Genomic DNA, 24,497 nt, shown 5'->3' with positions numbered 1-24,497 from the left:
AAACCGAGACGCTACCGACGGCCACTGAGAGAACTCTGAGGGACCCTGCAGGAGCCGACGTGCCGCGACGTCACGGCGCGATGGTCACCTTGCCGTCCTTGACGGTGATGATGCCGAACTGGAAGTTCTGCTGGATTCCGCCGCCGTCCATCTCGAACTGATCGCTCGTGACGTAGCCCAGCCGGCCGGCTTCGTAGCCGACGCTCTTCCACGCGTCGAAGATCTCGCCGTTGCGGATCGCCCAGGCACCGGTCAGGGGGCTCCAGTAGATGTTGCCGCCCTCGAACTCGTTGAACCTGCCGCCGTCCCTGATCGGGCCGAGCTCGCTGGTCTTCGGGAAGCCGAGTGGCCCGTTCTCCCACCCGATCTGGCCGTACTTTCCGAGGATCATGCCCTGCACGGAATGCGTACCGAGATCAGGGTTCCAGTACATCGCACCGATCTCGAATCCCTGGACCGCGCCGGGCTTCGACGGTGTGGCGACCTCGTCGAGCACCGGGTAGCCGAGCGGCCCGGCCTCGTAGCCCTGGCGTGCCCATTCGTCGAGGATGGCTCCTCGTACGGCGTGCGCGCCGGTCTGCGGCGTGAAGTAGACCATGCCGTTCTGGAAAGCATTGGCTCGTCCGCGGCCGTCAGGGGTTCCGAACTCACCGGTCTTCGGGAAGCCGAGGGGACCCGCAGGCCCACCCGAACCCTGGTAGTTACCGCCGATGGCTCCGGCAACGACCTGAGCGCCGGTGTCCTGGCTGAAGAACACGCGACCGAACCGGAAGTCCTGTGCACGGCCACCCGCGACGTTGTACTCCGCCGTCAGGCAGTCGCCCAGCCAGGAGTTCGCTCCCGCGGCGTTTCCGATTGCTCCGGCGACGCTGCACGACGGCTTGTCCGCCTCGACGTCGAGCGCGCTCGCGAGCTGCGGCCACAGTTGCTTGAGCTCGAACTCCCAGTACTCCCAGGTGTGCAGTCCCGACGGGCGGTAGACCACCTGAGCGGGGATGCCGAGTTTGTTGAGCTTGGTCGCGAACGTCTGCGACGTCAGGCGGGACAGGATCTCGAGGCCCATGCCGGCGTAGTTGGAGCTGACGCCGGGGATGCCCGACGGCGGATCGTACGGTCCGGCAACGCCGTTGCCGCTCGAGACGTACAGGCTCACGCCCTTCAGCTTCTCCGCGAGAAGGTACGGATCATGTTGTGCCCACAAGTCGTTCGACGGTGCGCCCCACATCGCCTTGGAGTCGAAACCACCGGCGTCCGCCATCGCGTACTGGATTGCCTGCGGCATTCCGAGGGTCGTGGTCGTCAGCATTCCGGAGAGCGACCCGGCGAACTTGAAGAAGCCTTCGTTACGAGCAGCGAGGAACATCGCAGCGGTGCCGCCCATCGACAGGCCCACGACGCCGCGGGTCTGGTTGGTGCGCCAGCTGCTTTCGAGAATCGGCGGGAGTTCCTTGGTCAGGAACGTCTCCCACTGGTAGTTCTTGCCGTTGTCCTGGTCCACCCAGTCCGAGTAGAAACTCGACTGCCCACCGACCGGCAGGACGACGTTGACGTTCTTGTCCGCGAAGTAGGACTCCGCGTCGGTCTCGGCGGTCCAGCCGTTCTCCATGTCGGTGGCACGCAGACCGTCGAGCATCCACACCGACGGGAACGTCGCCTGGGGGTTGATGTTCCAGTCACGAGCGAGCAGGAGCTGAACCTGGATGGGCGTTCCCATCGACGGGGAGTCGATCCAGAGGGCCACGCGGCGGTCGGACAGCCAGTCGACGGCCGTGACGCTCGCACCGGACGGGGCCTGAGTCTGCGACGGCGCGGTCAGGGCCGTCGGCGCGGCCTGAGCGATGCCTGCGGCTCCGAACGGGGAGATCAGCGCAGCAGCGACGACTGCAGCCGTCGCCATCCGGCGAGCTCCTGCTTTCGTGGATTTTGCTTGCCAGGCCGCCGTTCCGGCCGTTCGACCCCGGCCGAACCTGTTGGACCCAGTACGCATGGTGGTGACTCTCTTTCTCTTACCTGATCAAGTCCGCACCGAACGCATGAGTCGCAGACTTGTAGTTCTCAAGTCTTTCTACACGCGAAGTGCGTCGGTCAGGCCGAGGCTCGCTGTGACTGATGGTGCAATTGTGAATCAGGAATCGTCGAGATCCCGCGACACTGCTGATCGAGGCCAGAAACGCACCGATGCCGCCCTGCGCACGGCAGGACGGCATCGGCGAGAGAAGCACAGGTCAGGCGTTCAGAGCCTCGAGGATCTGGCCACGAGCCTTGAACAGCTCGGCGGACCAGTAGGGCCAGCTGTGAATGCCGTTGCTCGGGAAGCTGAAGGTAGCCGGGATTCCGAGCGTTGCCAGGCGGACCTGGAATGCGCGGCTGTTGGCCAGTGCGAGAGCTTCCAGTGCCATGCCGTTCGCGGTGTTGTAGAAGTCGATCGGGGCGCGCGGCTTGTCGAACTCACCGGGCAGACCCGATGCGGCGGAGACGTACAGCGACAGTCCACGAAGCTCGGGAGCGAACACGAACGGATCGTTGCGTAGCCATGCCGGGCTCCACGGCGGTCCCCACATGGAGTCGACGTTGAACCAGGACTGGCTCAGCATCGCGACACGAATGGCTTCACGCATGCCGGGAGCGGAGATGTTGAGGTAACCGGAGAACGAGCCGGCGAACTTGAACTGATCGCGGTGGTACGCGGCCAGCGTCAATGCAGCCGAGCCGCCCATGGAGATTCCCAGAACGGCGTTGTTGGAGCGCGAAACTCCGTAGCCCTCGAGGAAGGCAGGCAGATCCTGCGTCAGGAACGTCTCCCACTTGTAGGTGACTTCCTGGCCGTTGAGGTTCGACGCCGCGTACCAGTCGCTGTAGAAGCTGGCCTGGCCACCGACCGGCATGACGAGGGTGACGTCGTCGCCTGCGAACTGATCCTGGGCGTTGGTCTCGAAGGTCCACGCGTTGCGATCGTCGCGGGCGCGGAGGCCGTCGAGCAAGTAGAGGGCGGCGTTGCCACCGCGAGCGGCCCACTGGACCTGGACCTTGATCGGGCCCATTTCGGACGGTACCCAGAGATCTTCACGTCCACCGGCAGGAGCCTTGTGCACGACCGCGGTGGGCGCTGCAACTGCTGCTGCTCCACCGACGACACCGGCTGCGAGGGGAAGGACCAGCGCTGCTGCGCCGAGTCCGAGCAGTCGCTGCCGCCATCGTTTGGTCACACTCGGTTTGTTCGAGGGGCCGGAAAATCGCATGGATCGTGCTCTCTCTCGTTCTGCTGCGGTCTCCGCGATCTGCGGCCCCCGGCATTCCAACAGGGCTGTCTTCGGCCCCGTCGGGCCGTAGTACTGGGTATGAAGTTGTGAAGCGCACACGTCCAGTGGACATACGCACCGAAGGGAGGTTATTCCACTCCTTCGCCCCGAAGCAAAACTGTGATCTGCATCTCGTGCTTGCTTCGAGGGCGATATCAGACTGTGACACTATCCCGCGCGACCGCCGCAGGCCACCCTGTCAAACCAGTGATTTCTCACAAAACAAGGTGGCCTGCGGGTGTCGAGCGGGCTGAATCAGCCGATGTTCGCGCTGAGATCCGGTGCCATGATGTGCGCCTGCTCCTGCCAGTAGCCCCACTGGTGGGTGCCGACGGCAGGGAACGCATATGTGACATTGTTCGCACCGATGCTCGCCATGCGAATCTGGAACGCGCGGCTGTTCGCCAGTGCGATCGCCTCGAGGCCCATTGCATTGCCGGTGTTGTAGTAGTCGATGAAGCTGCGCGGGCGGTCGAGACCACCGGGCAGACCACTACCTGCGAAGACCCACACTCGGGTGCCGTTGTCACGCAGACGCGGAGCGAAGACGAACGGGTCGTTGCGCAGCCACGCCGGATCCCACGGAGGTCCCCACATGGCGTCGATGTTGTAGCGACCGGAATCCAGCAGCGCCACTCGCATGGCCTCGCGCATTCCGGGTGCCGAGATGTTCAGGTAACCGGACAGCGAACCCGCGTAGGAGAACTGATCCGGGTGGTACGCCGCCAGCGTCAACGCCGCGCTTCCGCCCATGGAGATGCCGACGACGCCGTTGCGGTTGGGATTGAACCCGAGACGGTCCCGCAGGTTGTTGCGCAGGTTCTGCGTCAGGAAGGTCTCCCACTTGTACGTGGACTTCTGACCGTTGAAGTTCGACGGCGCGTACCAGTCCGAGTAGAAGCTGGACTGTCCACCGACAGGCTGAACGACGTTGATGTTCCACGACGCAAGGTAGGCACCTGCGTCGGTCTCGTGCTCCCAACCGGAGATGTCGTTGGTGGCGCGGAGTCCGTCCAGCAAGTAGACGACGCGGTCGGTGTTGCCGTCGGCCGCACGCCAGATCCTGCTCTTGATCGGGCCCATGCTCGAATCGGTCCAGAAATCCTGGGCACCGGGATCGAACGCGGCGCTGGCGGTCGCACCTGTTCCGACCACGGCCAGACCGAGCGGCAGTGCAACAGCCATCACCAGAGATGTAGCTATCCGGCGGAGGCGCCCCCCGGCACCCTTCTTCGTTCTACCCAGCATGCATTCGACCTCTCAGCAGTGTCGGTGAACCGCGCAGTCACTGCACGTAACACCCGTTTCGGCGGTCATGCCCCTCCATCGACGCTCATCGAGAGCGCTGACCCGGCCGACAGACCAGGGGCAGTCACACATATCTTTCGCATACATCGTCCGTGAGGCGCTGTCCGTTACCGAAATGAGATATCCCATCTTGGCGACGAACGGATTGCGACGCGACCCGATCGACTAATTGTGACCTTCCAGAATCGGAGGCTCCAAACCACATCGTTGTATTTCGTATTCCGGAACGCGATCGAATCGATATCCGGCGTAGAACAGCGACCGCTTGATGTTGCGAACGAACAATTCCTTCGTCAACGGCGCCCGGTACGACGCGATGAGCTCCTGCGTGTCCGCGCAGGACAACGCGACGCGAGCCTGCGTCACCCAGTCCTCGTCCATGTACCACGGCAGATACGGGTGCTCTCCGACCATTCCGAGATCCGCGACGACCCAGTCCGGGTACAGGTTCTTGTCGTGACCGATGCGGCCGTTCTCCAACCTCTCGGTGTGCGACGCCAGCGGGTACGCCAGACCCATCTGGTCGATCACCCGAACGTCGAGGCCGACGTTCATGCTGGTCATGCCCAAGTTGAGAAAGAACACCGTGTGGCCGGCGCCGCCGGGAGGAATCGGCAACGGTGGCGGTACGACATCCCAGTAGGTGAACTGTGCGCTCGGCAGCAGCAGACCGCCGTCCGGGGTGTTGTCGATGGCTTCGACCATGGCGCGCATGCGTGGGTAGTCCAGGTAGTCCGACGCCAGGATCGGATGCGCATGACCGGTGTTGAGCGCGTAGAACGCACGCTCGTCGACGATGCCGGATCTTCCGACGATCGAGCCCTCGGGCATACCCGTCGTGTTCGCCGCGAAGAACGCCCACACGACCGTCGTGACCCACACGAGACCTCCGACGGCGAAGACGACCACCTGACGGACGTCGGACATGCTCGTCGGGACTCGGAGCGGTACGACCGCCACCGGCAGCAGAAGGGTGAAGAGGGCGGGCAACAGGGTCCGTCCGTGCATGAAGTCGCCGCCGACGCGCACCGCGTAGACCAGCGACAGCACGCCACCCACCAGAACGAACACGACGACGGCCGTCGGGCTGCGGAGCCAACCCTGCGCGTCACGGATGGTGCGCGGAACCGTCGGGCGCGACGAGGACACCACACCCGCGAGCAGGAGAAGGATCAGTGGGAGCCACAGCATGTACGGGCCGAGCAGGTTCCACAGGTAGTCGAACCCCTGCGCCCACTTGGCTCCGCCTGCATCCTTGGACACCGCGGTGTTGGGATACGGCAGACCGTAGTAGCCCATCCGCCAGATCTGGTACAGCACCGGCGTCGCACCCGCGACAGCGAAGACGAGGACGCGACTCGGCCAGCTCTGCCGGGCCACGAAGATCATGACGAGCGACAGACCGGACAGGATCACCAGCTCCGGACGCACCAGCGGGCCGAGGCCGGCCCAGAACGCCAGGAACAGCACGCCCACGGTGCTGGTGTCCCGAGTCGCCCAGCGCACCATCAGCAGCCACAGCACGGCGATCCAGAAGATCACCAGGCAGGTCTCGAGCCCGGACGTCGCGAAATCACGTGCCGGAGGAACCGCGATGTAGACGAGCACCCCGGCCGGAAGGAACGCGGTGATGCCGCCGGTCCAGCGACCGGCGCGATGCAGCGTGAACGTTCCGATCATGGCCACTGCGACGGCTGCAGTCGACAGGACGAGCGCGATCGTGAGCACCACGTACTCGAGGCGCACCTCGCTGAGCCAACTGCCCGCGTACACCAGGTAGGTCCAGATGGTGCTCGTGTTCGTCTCGACGCGTTCGCCTGCGTTGAACACCGGCCCGTTGCCCGCCAACAGGTTGCGCACCGTGCGGAGGACGATCAGCCCGTCGTCGGCGATCCAGCGCCGTTCCCAGGCCCCGATGAAAAAGAGCACCGACGTCACGATGACGCCGACGGCGAAGATCGCCTTGCTCGTCAGGCCCCCGCGCGAAGCCTGCTGATCTACCTCAGCCGGCGACGTATACAGCGACACCGACTACTCCGATCCACGCAAGAGCCAGCACCTGCAGCACCCTGTCGCCGAGCGCGATCTCTTCGGGCTCACCGGCCTGCCCACCGTCGACATCCACCGCGTAGCGCAGGATCGCGATCGTGAACGGAATCATCGAGATGGCGAACCAGTTCGTGTTCGTCTCGGCGTCTTGTTCGAAGGCCCACAGTCCATAGCAAATCACGACTGCCGTGGCGGAGAGCGTCCAGACGAAGCGAAGGTAGGTGGTGGTGTAGTTCTCGAGAGACTTGCGGATCTTCGCGCCGGTGCTCTCCGCGAGCTGAAGCTCGGCGTAGCGCTTACCTGCGGCCATGAACAGCGAACCGAACGCCATGATCAACAGGAACCACTGCGACAGCGGAATCGACGCGGCGACGCCACCGGCGATTGCGCGCAGCAGGAAGCCGGACGACACGATGCAGATGTCCAGCACGGCCTGATGCTTGAGGCCGAAGCAGTACGCCAGCTGGATCGCGATGTAGACGCCGATGACCAGGGCAAGCTTCCAGTTGGCGATGAACGACAGGCCGATCGCACCACCCAGACACACCACAGCCATCGCGTACGCGAGGTTGACCGGAAGGACACCCGCGGCGATCGGACGGAAACGCTTGGTGGGGTGGGCTCGGTCGGCTTCGACGTCCATCGCGTCGTTGACGAGGTAGACACCCGACGCCGCGAGGCAGAACACGACGAACGCCAGCGCGACCGGCGCCAGCACATCGGCCTGCGTCACCGAACCAGCGGCGAGCGGCGCCGCGAGAACGAGAACGTTCTTGACCCACTGACGTGGACGAAGCGCCTTGATCACACCGTCGATCAGATTCTTCGGTGGCGCTCCGACGGCGGTGGCTTCCTCGCTCATTTGTCTCCTTCGAACTTGCACACTGCGGCTGCAGACAAAGCGCCGAGCGCAGATCCTGCAAGAACATCTGTGGGGTAATGCACGCCGAGCACCAGCCGCGACAGCAACATCGGCGGTACCAGGACCGCAGGCAAGGGTAGCCCCGTCAACCGACCGAGCAACACGGCGGCTGCTGTGGTCGACGTGGCGTGCGAGGACGGGAAGCTGAGCTTGCTCGGTGTCGACACGTTGATCTTCACCGACGGATCGTTGGGACGAGGGCGCCTGATGATGCGCTTGACGACTATCGACGCGGCGTGCGCGCCGACTGCTCCGACGGCCACTCCCGCCCACTGCCTGCGCCGCCCGGGATCGGCGACGGCGCCGATGCCTGCCACAGCCACCCAACCGAGTGCGTGCTCGCCGAAGTGGGACATGCCCCTCGCGACCGACACCACGCCGGGCTGTGCACCGATCGTCGACTGGATCGCCGACAGGACGCGCACCTCGGCGGCGGATTCGGTCTGGTTCTTACGCCTCGTAACGAAAGACACGTTCCCAGGTTTCCTTACTGGTGAGGTGAGGGACGGCGTCGCGGTAGCGACCCTTCAGTTCGGGGAACCGGCGCGACAGTTCGGCTCGCAGCGACATCGCTTCCTTCAGCAGCGCTGCTGCCTTGTCTCGGTCGCGCTGGCGGTAGACGACCCCTCGCCCGTCGGCGGTGGTGACGGTGACGCCGTCCACCTGCGACAGCAGGAACCAGCGAGCGTCGAGTGTCGGGACATTGAGCTGCGGGCGCTCGTGGTGCCGCTCGTGTGCGGGCCGGACATTGTGCAGCAGTCCCGACGCGAGGCGCTTGACCTTCGCGAGCGGGTTCTTCGGCTCGCCGACGGCTCCGACTTCCTCACCGGATGCGTGCGGCAGTTCCGTCGAGGATCCGACGACGACGGCGTCGGGATAGGTCTTGCGCAGTGCGTGCACCTCGCCGAGCGACGTGGGGAGGATGTCGAGGATGTGCTCGGGTCCGGCGAGGAAGTCGCGGATCGCCTTGTTCTGGATCGCGACGGTGGAGTACTCCAGGCACAGCAGGTGCTTGACGGTCGCCTTGACGGTGTCGACCACGATGCCGCGTCCGTTGCCCGGAGCGTGCAGCGCGGCGACCACCAGGCGGTTGCGGAGGTGGAAGTACGCCTGCCAGTCGATGGCGTCGTCCTTGTCGCTCCACGCCATGTGCCAGATCGCGGCACCCGGCAAGGTGACCGTCGGATATCCGGCTTCCCGTGCGCGCAAACCGTATTCGGCGTCGTCCCACTTGATGAACAGCGGCAGCGGCTGGCCGATCTCCTCGGCGACGACGCGGGGGATCATGCACATCCACCAGCCGTTGTAGTCGACGTCGATGCGGCGATGCAGCAGCTTCGACGAGCGCAGCGGGTCCTCGGAGAAATCGTGGTCGTACTCCACGTTCTGAGCGCCGGTCCACATGAAGTTGCCGCGGTTGATCACTTCACCCATGACGTGCAGGTGACTGCGCGCCTGCAGGTTCAGCATCTGACCGCCGACCAGGGTGGGGACCTTGGCGAACCGCGACATCGCGAGCGCACGCAGAATCGAGTCCGGCTCGATCTCGATGTCGTCGTCCATGAACAGGATGTGCTGCGCCGACGTGTTCTTCAACGCCTCGTACATGATGCGGCTGTATCCGCCGGAGCCACCGAGGTTCGCTTGATCGTGGACCGCCAACTTGCCGCCGAGACCGGCTGCGGCCTCGTCGAACCCGGGCTCGTCCTTGGCCTTGCGGGTGCCCTGATCCGGCATGATGACGGCCTCGACGACGTCGAGAACCAGCGGGTCCGAGCCAAGCGCGACAAGGGCTTTCACGGCGTCGGTGGGACGGTTGAACGTCGGGATGCCGACGGCGACGCTCGCCTCACCCGGTGCGTCGATCGGCGCGTACCAGCCGGCGCTCTCGAGAACGACCTCGGAGTCGGAGGTGATGTCGAACCAGATCCAGCCACCGTCCTCGAACGGACCGAGGTCGATCTCGAATTCCTGCGCCGCATCACTCGGGGTCACTTCGCGACCTTCGACGTGAATGCGCGACGCATCGGCCTTGGACCGGTAGACGTCGACTCGGCAGTGCCCGGAAACCTCGACACGCAGCACGACGGACTTCAGAATGCTGTAGCGACGCCAGTAGCTCGCCGGGAACGCGTTGAAGTACGTCGCGAAGGACACCTCGGACTCCGCACCGATGGCGACGGACGTACGCGAGACCGAGTGTGCCCGTCGGGCATTGGTTTTGGCTTCTTCGAGGTACAGGGTGCGTACGTCGAGCGGCTCCCCGGACCGCGGCAGCAGAATCCGCTGCAGCAGTGATTTGCCGAGAACAGGTGCTACGTCGGCGATTCCGTCGTCGAGCAGATGTTTGGCAGTCATTTGTCCCCCGCCAGCGACGCACCGGTCTCGAAATGCGGTGCGAGCGTGTTGTCGTACAGGTTCAGCGCGCTGGCGATGGCCATGTGCATGTCCAGGTACTGGTAGGTGCCGAGCCGGCCACCGAACAGCACCTTGTTCGACGCGGTTTCCGCCTTGGCGCGGTTCCGGTACGCCTCGAGCTTCTGCCGGTCGTCGGGGGTGTTGATGGGGTAGTACGGCTCGTCGCCGCTCTCGGCGAACCGAGAGAACTCGCGCATGATGACCGTCTTGTCGGCCGGGTACTCCCGCTCGGGGTGGAAGTGACGGAACTCGTGGATACGGGTGTAGCCGACGTCGCCGTCGTTGTAGTTCATCACCGGCGTTCCCTGGAAGTCACCCGTCGGCAGCACCTCGGTCTCGAAATCGAGTGTGCGCCAGCCGAGTTCACCTTCGGAGTAGTCGAAGTACGCATCCAGCGGGCCGGTGTAGACGATCGGCGCGTCCGGGCTTTCCTTCGTCAGTTCCTCGCGGACATCGAACCAATCGGTGTTCAAGCGAACCTCGATGAGGTCACTGGCCGCCATGTTCTCGAGCCACGCGGTGTAACCGTCGACGGGAAGACCCTCGTAGGTGTCGTTGAAGTAGCGATTGTCGAAGTTGTAGCGCACCGGCAAACGCGTGATGTTGCCTGCGGGCAGATTCTTCGGGTCGGTCTGCCACTGCTTGGCCGTGTAATCGCGGATGAACGCCTCGTACAGGGGGCGACCGATCAGCGAGATCGCCTTCTCCTCGAGGTTCTGCGCATCCTTCGCGTCGAACTCGCTGGACTGCTCCTCGATGAGAGCGCGAGCCTCCGCCGGCGAGTAGTACTTGCCGAAGAACTGAGAAATAAGGCCCAGCCCCATCGGGAACTGGTACGACTGGCCCTTGTGCATCGCGAACACACGGTGCTGATAGCTCGTGAACTCCGTGAATTCGTTCACGTACTCCCACACACGCTTGTTCGACGTGTGGAACAAGTGGGCACCGTACTTGTGGATCTCGATACCCGTCTCCGGCTCCGCCTCCGAATAGGCATTACCGCCCAGGTGGTGGCGACGATCCAACACGAGCACGCGCTTGCCCAACTGGGACGCTGCACGCTCCGCCACGGTCAGGCCGAAGAACCCCGATCCGACGACGATCAGGTCGAATCGGCCGGTCACGGATGCATCGGATGAGGTGGGCTCAGGGCTTACAGCAGTCACGGGCAACCAGGGTATCCGACAGCGGAGCATTCACTTCCCATGGTCACTCCTGCAGGCTCCGCTCCCGGCCTCCCATGGTCACTCCTGCAGGCTCCGCTCCCGGCCTCCCATGGTCACTCCTGCAGGCTCCGCAGGTACTCGTCAGCGCCGAGCACGCAGTACGTAGATATCCATCACCCAGCCGTGTCTAGCCTTCAGCTCGGCCCGGATCGACGCGATCTCGTCGATGACGTCGTCGAGATCGCCCGCCACCAACTTTTCATCTTCCGTTCCCAGGTTGGCACCCCAGTAGATGTCCCATGGCCGCGATCCGACCAACTCCCGGCAGGCCAAGCCGCCGTCGAGCATCACGACGAGATTGTCCGCACCCGCCGCGACGTCCTTCTGCAAAGCCCGGCCCGTGGTGATCACGATCGGTCCACCGATGCGGTTCAGCACGATCCGATGCGACGCCGCCAGCATCGACACACTGCTCACACCCGGCGTGACGTCGAACTCCACGCCCAACTGCTCGGCGACACGAATGGTGCTGTCGTAGAGCGACGGGTCACCCCACACCAGAAAACCCACGACAGTGTCCGACGGCAGGCCGTCCAGGACCTCCCGGTACGCGCGCGCCCGGGCCTCGTGCCAGTCGGTCACCGCCGTGCCGTAGTCACTCGGCTTCCGATCCCGCGCCGGGTCCGGCACCTGAACGACGCGGTAGTCCCCCGTCACATGGCGCCGAAGAATCTCCGTCCGCGCCTCGGCCAGATCGCCGACGCCGTCGCCCTTGTCGGCAACGAGAAAGACATCCACCTGCTGGAGCTTCTCGATCGCCTGCACCGTCACCTGATCCGGATGCCCTCCACCGACACCGACGAGATGGACCTTCATGTCCTGGCTCGGTTCACGTCGTACAAATGAGACTCCACAGCAAGCCTTTCGGGTCGTTCCCGTCCGGGCGCGCGGCCGAGGGCCGGGCCGACCAGAATCACCGCTGCTTGTCTCAATCCGGCGGCGTCGACCTGATCCGCGATGTCCGCGAGGGTGCCCGTCAATGTCAGCTGGTCCGGCTTGCTGGCGTGGAAGACGACGGCGGCCGGGCAGTCGGCACCGTAGTACCCCGTCAACTCGTCGGCGAGCTGTCTCGTGCGAGTGATCCCCAGATGCAGCACGAGCGTCGACCCGGTCGCGGCGAACGCGGCCAGCTTCTCGCCGTCGGGCATCGCCGTCGAACGGGCATGAGCTCGCGTCAACACCACCGACTGGGCTACTTCCGGGACCGTGAGCTCGACGCGCAACTCGGCCGCAGCAGCCGCGTACGCGGGCACGCCAGGCGTGACGTCCCACGGAACACCCGCTTCGTCGAGACGCGCGGACTGCTCGGCGAGCGCCGAGTAGAGAGATGGATCACCCGAGCACAGCCGTGCGACGTCTTCCCCGCGCTCGTGCGCGCCGACGAGTTCCGCGGTGATCCGATTTAGGTCGAGCTTCGCGGTATCGACTTTCCGCGCGCCCGGAGGGCAGTGGTCCAGAATCGCGTCGTCTATGTAGGTACCTGCATAAACGCATACCGGGCTGGTGCGTAGATGCTCGACGGCTCGCAGCGTCAGCAGATCTGCTGCGCCCGGTCCCGCGCCGATGAAGTGAACAGTCACGGAACAAACCTATGCCGACGCGCCGTGGGCCGGTCAATCCATGAGGTGGCTAACTCTCAAGCTAAGGTTTAGCCTTGTGTCGGATGAGGTTGATGTGACTCCTGTGACAGAAGAGTAGTCAACCTCGAAGCAATTCGCAAGCCTGTTCGAATCGTGTCGGACAGGCAGGCACCAACAACCAGGGAGTACCGCCTTGCACCGTCGAACGAAGCCGTCGATCGTTCTCGGCGCTGTCGCCTTGCTGGCCGTCGCGAGTCCCGTGGCGGTCTACAGCATTTCCGGCGACTCCGCGTCCACCGATGTTCGATCGGCAAACGAGACCACCCCTGTGACCGTGCCGACCAAGATCGTCGAAACAGCACTGACTGCGGCACCGGACATCGTCGTTCCTCTGCAGGAACTGACGGGTCTGCCGTTGCCCGACCTGCGCCTGTCCGATCTGAAGTACCTGCCGCTTCCGGACAACATCACCATCCCGCCGATCCAGATTCCCGAAATCCCCGGCATCACCGTGCCGTCCCCGACGAGCCCGTCGGCCCAGGCGCCGGTGCCGGGCCGTAACGACGTCGCGGCCCCGATCGCCCCGCCTGCTGAACTCCCGGCCGGCGACGACCCGGGCGCCCCGCTCGGAGCGGTCGTGAAGGAACTGCGTCAGGACGATCCGTTCAGCATGGTCGCGTTGACGTCGACCGCCGTGGACGGTGCCGTCGCGCAGGTTCGTCGCCAGCTCGACGACGGGTCCTGGGGTCCGTGGATCGCAACCGAGCCGATCGACACCGCAGCCAGCGACGTCGCGGCCGAGCCGGACAAGAAGGGCACCGAGCCCATCTTCGTCGGAGCCACGAAAGCCGTTCAGCTTCTTCTGACACCGCCTGCCACTCCCGCTGCGCCGGCACCCGAACCCGCCCCCGCCCCCGCGGCGGCACCCGCACCGGAACAGGAGCTGGGATACACCCCGGCATCGGTTTCGAAGCCGCTGCGTCAGCAGGACACTCCCGTAGCGGATGCGCTGGCCGACATCAGCGCAGTGTTGATCCAGCCAGGCAGCTCCCCCGCCGATTCAGCGCTCGCCGACATCGCGACTCCGGTCGCGGGCAACGCAGGACCGAAGGTCATCTCGCGATCACAGTGGGGCGCCGACGAGTCGATCCGTTGCGCCACACCGACGTACGACGACTTCCTCGGCGGTGCGACGGTGCACCACACCGCCGGCAGCAACGAGTACTCCAAGAACGAATCGGCCGAGATCGTGCGGGCGATCTACGCCTACCACGCACAGACGCTCGGCTGGTGCGACATCGGCTACAACGTGCTCGTCGACAAGTACGGTCAGATCTTCGAAGGCCGCGCAGGCGGACTCGACCGTCCCGTCCAGGGCGCACACGCCGGTGGCTTCAACGAGAACACCATGGGCATCGCAATGATGGGCGACTACTCCAGCGAAGCACCGTCGACCGAAACCCTCGACTCGGTGGGCAAGTTCCTCGGATGGCGTTTGGGCAAAGCAGGTCTCGACCCACACGGTGAGACGACGATGACGAGCGAAGGCACCAACTTCACCTTCGTCGGCAAGGGCCAGAGCGTCGACCTGCCGGTCATCTTCGCGCACCGCGACGTCGGCAACACCGCATGCCCCGGTGACGGCGCCTACGCCAAGATGGACGAAATCCGCGACATCGCCGCCGCGAACCTCGGCGGCGGAGGAAGCGTCGACACCGCTCCGGCACCGTCCGACACGGAATCCGACACCACCACGGATTCGTCCCTGCCGACCTCCGACGCGAGCAGCACTCTGGGAGAAAACATTCCAGGACTTGTCGACGAGTTGGTTCGCCTCGCCAGTTCCAACCCCATCGCCCAGAAGTGGCTGGCATCCGGCGGCGAAACCGGTACCCTCGGCACCCCCGTCAGCGGCCTCGTCCAGGTCAAGGGCGGAGGCGAAGCCGCACAGTTCGCCAACGGCTCCATCTTCACTTCCCTTGCCGGCCAAGCCGTTGCCGTGATAGGAAAAATCTTCGAACAGTTCATGGCACTCGGCGGAGAGAACGGCGAACTCGGCTTGCCGACCACCGACGAATACCGCGTCCCCGAGGGTCTGCGCACCGACTTCGAAAACGGTTCACTGATCTTCAACGAGCTCACCGGCATCGTCACCACGGTCATCAAAACCTACAACGACACCTACGAGCAGCAGATGCAGAACCCCGTCGCAGCCCCGATCGAGCCGGCCCCGGCCCCGGAGCCCGCACCGGCACCGTAAATCACCACCCTCAGTCGAGCGGCGATTCGAATCCACCGAATCGCCGCTCGACCCATCTCCGCCCCCTCCCCCACCGACCGCACCGATGACCGAATGAACCGTTCGGTCACTTGGAGTGACCGAACGCCACGTTCGCTCCCGTCGGGGGGGCGAAACCCGCATGCGTACGCGCCCGATGCAATGGATTGCCCGATACTTCGACGATCAGCGGAAGTCCGCCGATTTCGAAAGTATCGGGCAATTCATCTCACTGCGCATGTACCGGCGCCGCTCAGCTACCTGCCTTCCGGCAGCAGCGTCGACGCGATCGTCGTCAGAGCCTTGACTGCCGATGTGGCGTCGAGCTGGCACTGAGCTTGTACAACAGCGCCATCGATCGCCACTGCGAGCGCTTGTGCCGCGCGGGTTCGGTTGGGGCCCGGCGGAAGTGTCGCTTTGATAGCCCCGACCATATCGGCCTTGTGGCGAGTGGCGATCTCGTACACCTCCGGCAGTTCAGCCCCGATCTCGTTGACACTGTTGATGAAGGCGCATCCTCGGAAGGTATCCGAGGTCAGCCACTCCTCGACTGCCGAGACCACCACGGGCCTGCGACGGTTGCCTGCAGCGTAGCGGTCCAACGCGTCGACGAACCACTCCATCCAACGCCGATGCCGTAGGTCCAGGAACGCCAGGATCAGCGTGTCTTTGCTTGGGAAGTGGCGATAGAAGGTCACCTTTGTGACGCCTGCCTCCGCGATCACTTTGTCCACACCGGTTGCTCGAATTCCTTCGCGGTAGAACAGCCGATACGCGGTGGCCAGTATCCGCTCCCGAGCGGGGAGGGCCGACACGTCGACCTGCGGATCAAGAGTCTGGGAGATGCTCACGTCGCAAGAGTAGACAAATCTGTCCACCGGCGCCACATGCATGTGGACAAGCCTGTCTACATGGCGTACGTTCTTGCCATGTAGACAGCATTGTCTACATGGCAGAGCGCCTCGACCAACCCTCGAAGCGAAGGACGATCAATGACTGCAAATGTGGAAACCACCACGAAGCCACCGGTTCCGCCGTTCACCGACGAATCAGCGGTACAGAAAGTCAGGCTGGCCGAAAATGCCTGGAACAGCCGTGATCCCGAGGTGGTTGCGCTGGCCTACTCGATCGACAGCGTCTGGCGGAATCGGTCCGTTTTCGTGACCGGCCGTGCGCAGATCGTCGAATTCCTTAGCGGTAAATGGAACCACGAGCACGAGTACCGCCTCATCAAGGAACTGTGGGCGCACAGTGACGACCGTATTGCCGTCCGCTTCGCCTATGAGTATCAGGATGATTCGCGTCAATGGTTTCGAGCCTACGGCAACGAGAATTGGCTCTTCGACAAGGACGGCCTGATGACGCACCGCCACGCAAGCATCAACGACGTGCCGATCGACGAAAGCGAGCGCAAGTTCTTCTGGGACCGGAATGCACCGCGACCGGCGGAGCATCCGAGCCTGTCCGACCTCGGCTTGTGACCACCTGATGCGCCGCGTTCCGCTCCGTCCGCGCACCAGCCAACCGTCGAGGCGAGGGCGACCGAATGAACCGTTCGGTCACTTGGAGTGACCGAACGTCACGTTCGCTCCCGTCAGGGGGGCGAAACCCGCATTCGTGCACGCCCGATGCAATGGATTGCCCGATACTTCGACGAACCGCGGAAGTCCGCTGATTTCGAAAGTATCGGGCACTCCGTCCCACCCACTCGCACCGGCCGGCGCCGCCAACGCGGCCCGGGTGAGTGAGCGAAAGTGCCGTTCGGTCACTTCAAGTGACTGAACGTCACGTTCGGTCCGGAGACGGAGCTCACCACCAGCGTTCGAGGACTCTGGCCACGCCGTCGTCGGCGTTGGTTGTGGTGATTTCGTCGGCTGCGGCGACTGCTGCGGGGTGTGCGTTGCCCATTGCGACGCCGAGGCCGGCCATGTGCAGCATGGGGACGTCGTTGGGCATGTCGCCGAATGCTGCGATGTCGGCGGCCTGGACGTTGAGGCGTTCGGCGACGAGGGCGAGGCCCGATGCTTTGGTCACGCCGGGTGCGGAGAGTTCGATCAGTCCGTTGTCGGTGGAGAAGGTGATGTCGGCTCGGCCGTCGACGAGGGGTGCCAGGGCGGCCACCATGTCTCCGCTGGACGCGCTGGAGAGCCGGATCAACAGTTTTACGGCGGGGACGTCGATGACCTCGGCCAACGACACTTCGGTGTTGTCGGGGTTGAGCCATGCGTGTTCGTAGCCGGGCGAGCTGACGAACTGCGGTGTGGCGGCGTCGTGCGCTGTTTCGCCGACGCGTTCCGCGGCCAGCCCGCAGCCCGGCAGGGCTTGGTATGCGAGGTCTGCGAGCCAGTGCAGCGTCTCCCCGGTCAGAACCTCGGCGTCGAGGATCCGGTCGGTGCCGGCGTCGTAGATGACGGCGCCGTTGGCGCAGACGCACATGGGCGCGAAGCCCAGCTGGTCGACGACAGGGGAAATCCAGCGTGGCGGACGACCCGTCGACAGGACGAACGGTGTGCCGGCGCCGACCATCGCCAGTACAGCGCGTCGGGTGCGCTCGGTGACCTTCTCGCGGTGGTCGAGGAGCGTTCCGTCGACATCACTGGCGACGAGGCGGGGTGCGCGGCTGGTGGTAGGCATCGAGGTCATTGTGCCTGAGGTGGCTCCGGCAGTGCCCGCCGCTGGGTCCCTTAGACTTGCGAACCGACGAGGGAGGGAGCCGACGATGCCCGGGGTGTCCGAGGATTCGCCCGACGCCCGGATCGTTGCCGCGCTGGTCGCAGGCCAACTTTCGGGCCTCGGCGACGCGTACGACAGGCATTCCGGCCACCTGTTCAGCTACGCGAAGGCAATGCTGGCCGACGAGGACGCCGCTGCCGACGTCGTCCACGACACGATGCTCATCGCCGCACGGCGGAGTGCTGTGCTTCGCGATCCGGAACGATTCCGGGCCTGGCTGTACGCGATCGCTCGGGCCGAGTGCCTGCCCCGCCCACGCCGCGACCGGTGCGACTTCACATCGACGATCGCTCCCGATGCCAGCGACGAGGAACGGTCCGTTCAGGAGTTCGTCGCGACGGCGGCAACTGCCTCGAGCGCCGAGCACCGTGAGGTCCTCGACCTGCGTATTCGTCACGGACTCGCCGACGCCGACGTCGCCGCGGTGCTGGGGATCGGAACACGTCGGGCGTCGACGCTGATCTCCCGGGCGCGAGAGGAGCTCGAGCGTTCGGCCGGAGCCGGGCAGGAGCGTGTCGTCGGAGCTGCCGCGATTCTCCGGCTGTTTCCGCTGGCAACCGCGCCGTTCGGGCTGCGGGAGAAAATTCTGACCGACTCCGAGATGGGGGTCGTCGTGAACACCACCACTCTCGATCGGACCGACCGACTCGGCTTCCCGACGCACGGTCCGGCCTCCGGGAAGGTCGTGTGGGCGGCAGTCGCCGGCGTTGCTCTGCTGATCGCCGCGGGTATCGGATTCCTGGTGGCAGAGCCCGCGAGCCGCCCGACGGCGCCGGCGCAGGTCGACGTCGCACCCGGCCCCGTCCCGAGGACCATGCCCACCACGACGACCGAACCGCCGTCCCCGTCGCCCGCGGCCCCGACGACCTCCACCGCCGAGGTCGCCACGGTGGTCCCGGAATCGCCTGCTCCCGCCGTCGTACCTCCCGCACCGGCACCCGTCACCACCACCGCCGCCGTCGTGCCGACGACGACTGCCCCACCGGTGACGACCACCGATCCACCCGTCACGACGACCGAACCCACCACGACCACGCCGAACGCTCCCGCGACCACGACGACCCAGTCCCAGCCCGAGAACGGCTGAGTTTCTCAGCATCGATCCGTACACTCGGCGGGATGCTCATGACGCAAGATGCTGCGCGGGCCGCTCGCTGGCGCGGCTTCCACGCCTACCTCGACGTGGCCGTCGTCGTGCTCGTGTTGATCGCAACGAACCTCATCGCGCATTTCACGACGGTGTGGGCCAGCATCGCGACGGTCCCCATCGCTGCCGTCGTTCTCGTCGCCTTGACCCGACGCCGGGGTCTGGGCTGGTCCGAGCTCGGTTTGTCACCCAAGCAGTGGAAGACCGGTTCGATCTATGCTCTCGCAGCCGTGGGGCTGGTCCTCGCGGTCATCGCGATCGGCGCACTGCTGCCGATCACTCGGCCGTTCTTCATGGCCGATCGATACGCAACCATCTCGGCGGCCCTGGTCGCGTCGATGATCGTCATTCCGCTGCAGACCGTCATCCCGGAGGAACTCGCGTTCCGCGGCGTCCTGCACGGCACCCTGGGTCGGATCTACGGGGCGCGCGGAGTGTTCGCGGCCGGCTCCCTGCTGTTCGGCCTCTGGCACATCGCTTCGTCGCTCGGCCTCACCGCCAACAACACCGGATTCAGCAACTTCCTGGGCGGCGGACTGTTCGGCCAGGTCGTGGGCATCGTCGGCGCAGTCATCGCGACGGCCGCGGCGGGATTCGTGTTCACCTGGCTTCGCAACCGAAGCGGCAGCCTCATCGCCCCCATCGCTTTGCACTGGTCCCTCAACGGCTTAGGCGCTCTCGCCGCCGCGTTGGTCTGGCACGCCTCGACCAGCTGAGCAGTCGAGGGACAGCCGACTATCCCTTTGCCCTCCGCGCTTTCTCGTCCGCTTCGATGACTGCTGCTTCGTCGAGGGTGGGTGCGCTGCCGCCCAGTCGTGCCGGTACCCACCGGGCGCCTGCCGGGTGTTCGTAACCTTGCTGCGCCACGCCGAGGGCGCTTTCCAATCCACTACGTAGGGCTGTGGTGAGTTCGTCGGGGGTTCCGTGCGGCGGAACTGTTTGTCCGACGGCGATGTGCACGGGAAAGTTGTGTCTACCCAATGCTTTCGGCATGTCCTTGGTCATGATTCGCTGCGACCCCCAGATGGCGACCGGAACGATCGGAACGCCCGCTTCCAGTGCCATCCGTGCGGCACCGGATTTGAACGCCTTCAGCTCGAAGCTTCTGCTGATGGTGGCCTCCGGATACACACAGACCAGTTCACCGTCCCGAAGCGCTTGCACAGCAGCGGCATACGACTCGGCTCCGGCTGCGCGGTCCACGCCGATGGCCTTGCAGTGTCGCATCAGGAACCCGACGACGGGATTGCGCTCGAGTTCTTTCTTCATCATGTAGCGAACCCGCCGCTTGCCCTGGCGCGCAACGAGTCCGACCTGCATGAAGTCGAGATACCCGGTGTGGTTCACGGCGAGTACGACGCCGCCGCGGCGCGGAATGTTCTCGGTTCCCCGATAGGTGATGCGTAGGCCTTGCACGGCGGTGATCGCACGAACCAACCCGGTCAACGCGGCATACACCGGTTCGCGCGACATGGCGTCAGCCCTCCCTTTTTGCCTTTCTCGCTGCCGCGTCCGCGGCGTCGAGCTTGTCCGCTTCCTCGAGGGTCGGAGCGCTGCCGCCGAGGCGTGCCGGCACCCAGTACGCACCCTGCTCGTGCGGGTATCCGTCCTGCAGTTCGAGCAGCATCTCTTTCATCGTGGAATGCAGCTTCTCGGTCAACTCGTTCGCCGGTCCGACGGGCTCCAACGGCGCGCCGACGGCAATGCGGATGGGAGTGTTGGTGCGGCCCAGCCTCTTGGGGAATCCCTTGGTCCAGACGCGCTGCGCACCCCAGATGACCGTCGGGATGATGGGAACACCTGCCTCGATGGCCATGCGTGCCGCACCCGATTTGAATTCCTTGATCTCGAAGCTGCGGCTGATGGTCGCTTCCGGGTACACCCCGACCAGCTCGCCCTTGCGTAGATCCGCGACCGCGGCCTTGTAGGACTCCGCGCCCGCGCCACGATCGACGGGAATGTGCTTGAGCGACCGCATGATGGGACCGGAAATCTTGTTGTCGAACACTTCCTTCTTGGCCATGAAGCGGATGTAGCGCTTCACCCGCCGAGGCGGCAGCCCGGCATAGGTGAAGTCCAGGTAACCGGTGTGGTTGACGGCGATGACCGCGCCGCCACTGGCAGGGATGTTCTCCTCGCCCTCCACCTCGAACTTCAGGCCTTGGGACGCGAAGACGACGCGGGCGATGCCGATGACAGTTCGGTAGACGGGTTCCACAGTCGGCTAGCGTAGTCGTATCGGGCGGTCGCGAGAAGAACGCTCTGGGGAGAAGCCGTGAACGGGGAAGGTCAGCTGAACATGAGTTCGCTTAGCAGAATCGCTCGTGCCGGTGCAGGGCTGCTGGGGGCAGTCCTGGTACTCACCGCGTGCGAGGGTGACGGCCGGCAGGGCATCCCCACCGATCCACCGTCGGCACCCACGACGGAAGAGACGACCACAGCGACGACCCCGACGACGTCAGCGACGACGACCACTCCCGAACCGCCTCCAGGACCCGCCGTCGGCGACGTTCCGGGCAATCCGCAGGCTGCGTCCGCACTGGGGGCGTTCCTGGCCGACCTGGAAGCCGGAGGGCCGCCGGCTGTGACGCCGACGTGTTGGACCGTGCCGCCGACGGACATTCCGGTGCGATACTCCGACGTCGCCTCGATCGCCGACGCGGCCGGTCAGCCGGGCGTCGACGGTCAGTACGCGGTGACGTGGACCGGCCCGGTGTCGACGGTGTCGATCAAGCGCAGCGAGATCGCCTCCGGTTATGCCTGCCCGAGCGTCTACCCGACCGGCACCGCACCGGTGTTCACCGACCTCGACGCGACGTACACCGTCGAGCGATACCTCGGGCGATTCACGGGAGCGCCGGTCGACCCCGCCGACCTCGAGGGCGACTACCCCCTCGTCTGCGACACCCGCCCGACGTGGGATCCGCAGGGAACAGGCGTTCCCACGCCCGCGCCGCTGGCGAACAACCCGGGCAGGCTCACGGGGTCGGCGTCCTACAACCCGGCGAGCGTCTACGTGGCCTTCACCAACGGGGACTACAAGACGGTGTACGCCGACGTGACGAACGTGTCGGGATTCGAACAGAACCAAGTGTTCACACTGGGCATCGGGGCCAACGGGTACTGCATAGGCGACATCGCCTGACGCAGGCGTCCACGAACGGGGGGTACGACACGATGCTGGGGATCGACACCAAGATACTGCTGCTGCTCACCGGGATGATCCTGCTGTGGGCACTGGGCCTCGGCGTGTGGAAGTACCGCCAGATGGCGACGTCGCCGACGGCTCTGGCCCACCCTTACGTCGACATCGCACACCGCGCTGCTCTGATGTACTCCTTCGCGACCCTGATCCTCGCAGCCCTGGCAGAGTTCTCCGGTTTCCCGACGGCCGTGAATCTGATCGCCGGACTGGTCGTCACCGTCTTCTTCGTCGCAGCCATCGCGAGCTACATGGTCCACGGGCTGTTGCGAGACACGGACAACCAATTCGAGAACCCAGTCCACGGCACCCACGCCTTCATGTGGACCCTTGCCGTCGCCGAAATCGGAGGGACCGGGGTACTGGTTGCCGGCTTCGTCGTCGGGCAGTTCTTCTAGACCTACCCGACGTGCACGTTCGGCCTTCGGTCTCGGTCGGGTTCCGCCCGGCGCAACACTTCTCGGGTCACCGGAGCGACTTCGCCGACGCCGATGAACAGGAAACGCAGTAGGTTCACCAGCGGATTGCCCTCGGACCATTCGAAGTAGACATCGGGGCGTACATCGGTGACGTTCCTGATCTGCAGCAGCACTGCGGCAATGGAATTGGGTACGGCCGAGGCGTCGACCCACAGCACTTGATAGTCGCCCTTCTGCTCTCCGTGGACGAGGAGGTCCGAGCTGAAGTCCGAGGCATCCCGGATATTGGCCTCCAGGAACAGGATCGGCTCGTCCGCGGGAATGTTGCTGTCGCGGCGCTGCTGCTCTTCCTTCGCGGCGTACTCCGCCGGGTCCAGATGCCGGGCGTCGTGGCAGACGATGCGTATCCGTCCGCGAGCGGCTGCTTCTTCGATGTACTGCAGCGACCACTCGTCGAATTCGACCGAATCGGTGCGCAGTTCGAATGACCTCGTGACCCTCGACCAGAACGACACGGCCATGATCACCAGAATGAAGAACGACGCCACCTTGACGCCGTCGGGACGCTCGAAGATGTTGGTGACGGTGGTGTAGACGAAGACGACGGCGATGACCGAGAAGACCCACATCTGCACACGCTGACGGTTCCGCGCGGCGGAGATCGCGACCGCAACCGACGCGGAGGTGATGAGTACCAGAACACCCGTCGCGTAGGCAGAACTCTGCGCGTCGACACTGGCGTCGAAGTAGAGCGTGACGGCGACCGCGATCAACGAGAACACAAGCACCAGTGGTCGAACCGCGCGAGCCCACTCCGGCGCCATGCCGTACTTCGGCAGGTAGCGAGGAACCAGGTTGAGCAATCCCGCCATCGCCGACGCCCCGGCGAACCACAGAATTGCGATGGTGCTGACGTCGTAGACGGTGCCGAACACTTCACCGAGGTATTCGTGCGAGAGATAGGACAACGCGCGTCCGTTGGCTCCGCCGCCGCTCTGGAACTCGTCCTGCGGAACGAGGACCGTGGTGATGATGCTCGACGTCAGCAGGAAGCCACTCATGATGAGAGCGGCCGTGGTGATGAGCCTTCTGGCGTCGCGAATCCGGTTGGGAAGCGCGTCGTCACCGTCGGCGGCGATCTGCGGCATGACGGCGACGCCGGTTTCGAAACCGGACAGGCCCAGTGCGAGTTTGGGAAAGACGATGAGGGCGACGGCGATCATCATGAGCGGGTTTCCGTGCTGCGCGGTCATGGCGTGCTGCCAGTCGGACAGCAGCGACGGATTCTTCGCGATCTCCCAGAATCCGACGAAGACGACGACGAGGTTCAGCGCGAGGAACGTCCCGACGAGAACGACGGCTATTCCGATCGCCTCGGTGAACCCTTTCAGGAAGACCGCGGTGAGCAACGCAAGCAGCACCAGGGTGACGATCACCTGTGCGCTGTCCAGACCTGCTGGCGCGAATGGGTTTTCGATCACGTGCGCCGATGCGTCGGCCGCGGACAGCGTCATGGTGATCAGAAAGTCGGTAGCCGCGAAGCCCAACAGAACGAGCACCAACACCTTGCCGCCCCACTTCGGCAGCAGCTTCTCGAGCATCGCGATGGAACCTTCACCCGTCGGGCTCTCTCGGGCGACGCGCCGATAGACCGGGAGAGCCCCGAACAGCGTCAACACGATCAGCACGACGGTGGCGAGCGGTGCAAGAGTGCCCGCGGCGAGGGCCGCGATTCCCGGCTGATACCCGAGCGTCGAGAAGTAGTCGACGCCCGTCAGGCACATCACTTTCCACCACGGGTGGGTGTGTTCGGTTTCGGTGGGCTTGCGGTACGGACCCAGATGCCCGGATGGGTTCTCGGTCACCTCACCGAGGAACCACGAGCGCAGACGCACCATGCGACAGAGCGTAAACCC

The 24,497-nt window shown here is 64.9% G+C and carries 21 protein-coding genes; 6 read left to right on the top strand and 15 right to left on the bottom strand.

The annotated features are described in order from the left end of the window. Positions 1–70: 70 nt before the first annotated feature. From CH292_RS15365 to CH292_RS15320, 10 genes are all read right to left on the bottom strand, one after another. Positions 71–1,897, bottom strand: coding sequence for an alpha/beta hydrolase-fold protein (locus tag CH292_RS15365; protein WP_019667129.1), 1,827 nt, complete (start codon positions 1,895–1,897; stop codon positions 71–73). A 328-nt stretch (positions 1,898–2,225) separates the two neighbouring features. Next, the gene (locus CH292_RS15360) at positions 2,226–3,239 is read right to left on the bottom strand and encodes an alpha/beta hydrolase family protein (RefSeq protein ID WP_026348134.1); all 1,014 of its coding nucleotides are present in this window, start codon (positions 3,237–3,239) and stop codon (positions 2,226–2,228) included. Positions 3,240–3,554: 315 nt separating this feature from the next. Further along, positions 3,555–4,547: an alpha/beta hydrolase family protein gene (locus CH292_RS15355; protein WP_026348133.1), complete on the bottom strand. Its 993-nt coding sequence runs from the start codon at positions 4,545–4,547 to the stop codon at positions 3,555–3,557. Between the two features lie 225 nt (positions 4,548–4,772). Continuing rightward, on the bottom strand, positions 4,773–6,635 hold the full coding sequence (zomB, locus tag CH292_RS15350; protein WP_094655157.1) for a flagellar motor control protein ZomB: 1,863 nt from the start codon (positions 6,633–6,635) through the stop codon (positions 4,773–4,775). Continuing rightward, complete coding sequence (locus CH292_RS15345; RefSeq protein ID WP_094655156.1) at positions 6,610–7,518, bottom strand: decaprenyl-phosphate phosphoribosyltransferase; 909 nt, start codon at positions 7,516–7,518, stop codon at positions 6,610–6,612. Before CH292_RS15345 ends, zomB begins: the two co-directional genes overlap by 26 nt. Then, a complete protein-coding gene (locus tag CH292_RS15340) occupies positions 7,515–8,051 on the bottom strand; it encodes a phosphatase PAP2 family protein (RefSeq protein WP_170949282.1) in 537 nt (178 codons plus the stop codon). Before CH292_RS15340 ends, CH292_RS15345 begins: the two co-directional genes overlap by 4 nt. Beyond that, complete coding sequence (locus CH292_RS15335) at positions 8,029–9,936, bottom strand: glycosyltransferase (protein ID WP_037140687.1); 1,908 nt, start codon at positions 9,934–9,936, stop codon at positions 8,029–8,031. The genes CH292_RS15340 and CH292_RS15335 overlap by 23 nt, the downstream gene beginning before the upstream one ends. Next, on the bottom strand, positions 9,933–11,192 hold the full coding sequence (gene glf / locus CH292_RS15330) for a UDP-galactopyranose mutase (RefSeq protein WP_373454687.1): 1,260 nt from the start codon (positions 11,190–11,192) through the stop codon (positions 9,933–9,935). Before glf ends, CH292_RS15335 begins: the two co-directional genes overlap by 4 nt. Positions 11,193–11,303: 111 nt before the next feature. Continuing rightward, positions 11,304–12,038, bottom strand: a complete 735-nt coding sequence (cobF, locus tag CH292_RS15325; RefSeq protein WP_094655155.1) for a precorrin-6A synthase (deacetylating) — start codon at positions 12,036–12,038, stop codon at positions 11,304–11,306. After that, a complete protein-coding gene (locus CH292_RS15320; RefSeq protein WP_094655154.1) occupies positions 12,035–12,802 on the bottom strand; it encodes a cobalt-precorrin-4/precorrin-4 C(11)-methyltransferase in 768 nt (255 codons plus the stop codon). Before CH292_RS15320 ends, cobF begins: the two co-directional genes overlap by 4 nt. A 193-nt stretch (positions 12,803–12,995) precedes the next feature. Here CH292_RS15320 and CH292_RS15315 point away from each other — a divergent pair, with 193 nt between their 5' ends. Next, positions 12,996–15,062 carry an N-acetylmuramoyl-L-alanine amidase gene (locus tag CH292_RS15315; protein ID WP_094655153.1) on the top strand — a complete coding sequence of 689 codons (2,067 nt, stop codon included), beginning with the start codon at positions 12,996–12,998 and terminating at the stop codon, positions 15,060–15,062. A 275-nt stretch (positions 15,063–15,337) separates the two neighbouring features. Here the strand turns inward: CH292_RS15315 and CH292_RS15310 are convergent, their stop codons facing one another. Next, a complete protein-coding gene (locus CH292_RS15310; protein WP_020111796.1) occupies positions 15,338–15,931 on the bottom strand; it encodes a TetR/AcrR family transcriptional regulator in 594 nt (197 codons plus the stop codon). 141 nt (positions 15,932–16,072) lie between these two features. Here CH292_RS15310 and CH292_RS15305 point away from each other — a divergent pair, with 141 nt between their 5' ends. Then, a complete protein-coding gene (locus CH292_RS15305) occupies positions 16,073–16,561 on the top strand; it encodes a nuclear transport factor 2 family protein (RefSeq protein ID WP_033189346.1) in 489 nt (162 codons plus the stop codon). Between the two features lie 328 nt (positions 16,562–16,889). Here the strand turns inward: CH292_RS15305 and CH292_RS15295 are convergent, their stop codons facing one another. Next, positions 16,890–17,723, bottom strand: coding sequence for a Cof-type HAD-IIB family hydrolase (locus CH292_RS15295; RefSeq protein WP_019667115.1), 834 nt, complete (start codon positions 17,721–17,723; stop codon positions 16,890–16,892). 76 nt (positions 17,724–17,799) lie between these two features. Here CH292_RS15295 and CH292_RS15290 point away from each other — a divergent pair, with 76 nt between their 5' ends. Both CH292_RS15290 and CH292_RS15285 read left to right on the top strand, forming a co-directional pair. After that, positions 17,800–18,900 carry an RNA polymerase sigma factor gene (locus CH292_RS15290; RefSeq protein WP_019667114.1) on the top strand — a complete coding sequence of 367 codons (1,101 nt, stop codon included), beginning with the start codon at positions 17,800–17,802 and terminating at the stop codon, positions 18,898–18,900. Between the two features lie 32 nt (positions 18,901–18,932). Further along, positions 18,933–19,676, top strand: coding sequence for a CPBP family intramembrane glutamic endopeptidase (locus tag CH292_RS15285; protein ID WP_019667113.1), 744 nt, complete (start codon positions 18,933–18,935; stop codon positions 19,674–19,676). Positions 19,677–19,695: 19 nt separating this feature from the next. Here the strand turns inward: CH292_RS15285 and CH292_RS15280 are convergent, their stop codons facing one another. Both CH292_RS15280 and CH292_RS15275 read right to left on the bottom strand, forming a co-directional pair. After that, positions 19,696–20,433, bottom strand: coding sequence for a 1-acyl-sn-glycerol-3-phosphate acyltransferase (locus CH292_RS15280; protein WP_094655151.1), 738 nt, complete (start codon positions 20,431–20,433; stop codon positions 19,696–19,698). Between the two features lie 4 nt (positions 20,434–20,437). Then, the gene (locus CH292_RS15275) at positions 20,438–21,178 is read right to left on the bottom strand and encodes a 1-acyl-sn-glycerol-3-phosphate acyltransferase (RefSeq protein WP_020111790.1); all 741 of its coding nucleotides are present in this window, start codon (positions 21,176–21,178) and stop codon (positions 20,438–20,440) included. Positions 21,179–21,259: 81 nt separating this feature from the next. On the opposite strand from CH292_RS15275, the gene CH292_RS15270 reads away from it, so the two are divergent. Together CH292_RS15270 and CH292_RS15265 are read left to right on the top strand one after the other, a co-directional pair. Further along, on the top strand, positions 21,260–22,105 hold the full coding sequence (locus CH292_RS15270) for a hypothetical protein (RefSeq protein WP_256978151.1): 846 nt from the start codon (positions 21,260–21,262) through the stop codon (positions 22,103–22,105). Positions 22,106–22,137: 32 nt separating this feature from the next. After that, positions 22,138–22,560 carry a hypothetical protein gene (locus tag CH292_RS15265; protein WP_094655149.1) on the top strand — a complete coding sequence of 141 codons (423 nt, stop codon included), beginning with the start codon at positions 22,138–22,140 and terminating at the stop codon, positions 22,558–22,560. A gap of 2 nt (positions 22,561–22,562) precedes the next feature. Here the strand turns inward: CH292_RS15265 and CH292_RS15260 are convergent, their stop codons facing one another. Continuing rightward, positions 22,563–24,479, bottom strand: coding sequence for an amino acid transporter (locus CH292_RS15260; protein WP_094655148.1), 1,917 nt, complete (start codon positions 24,477–24,479; stop codon positions 22,563–22,565). Positions 24,480–24,497 lie beyond the last annotated feature (18 nt).

The organism is Rhodococcus sp. 14-2470-1a (assembly GCF_002259425.1).
Lineage (GTDB): Bacteria > Actinomycetota > Actinomycetes > Mycobacteriales > Mycobacteriaceae > Rhodococcoides > Rhodococcoides fascians_E.
The sequence above is the reverse complement of the archived record's forward strand: the minus strand, read 5'-3'. Positions and strand labels throughout refer to the sequence as shown.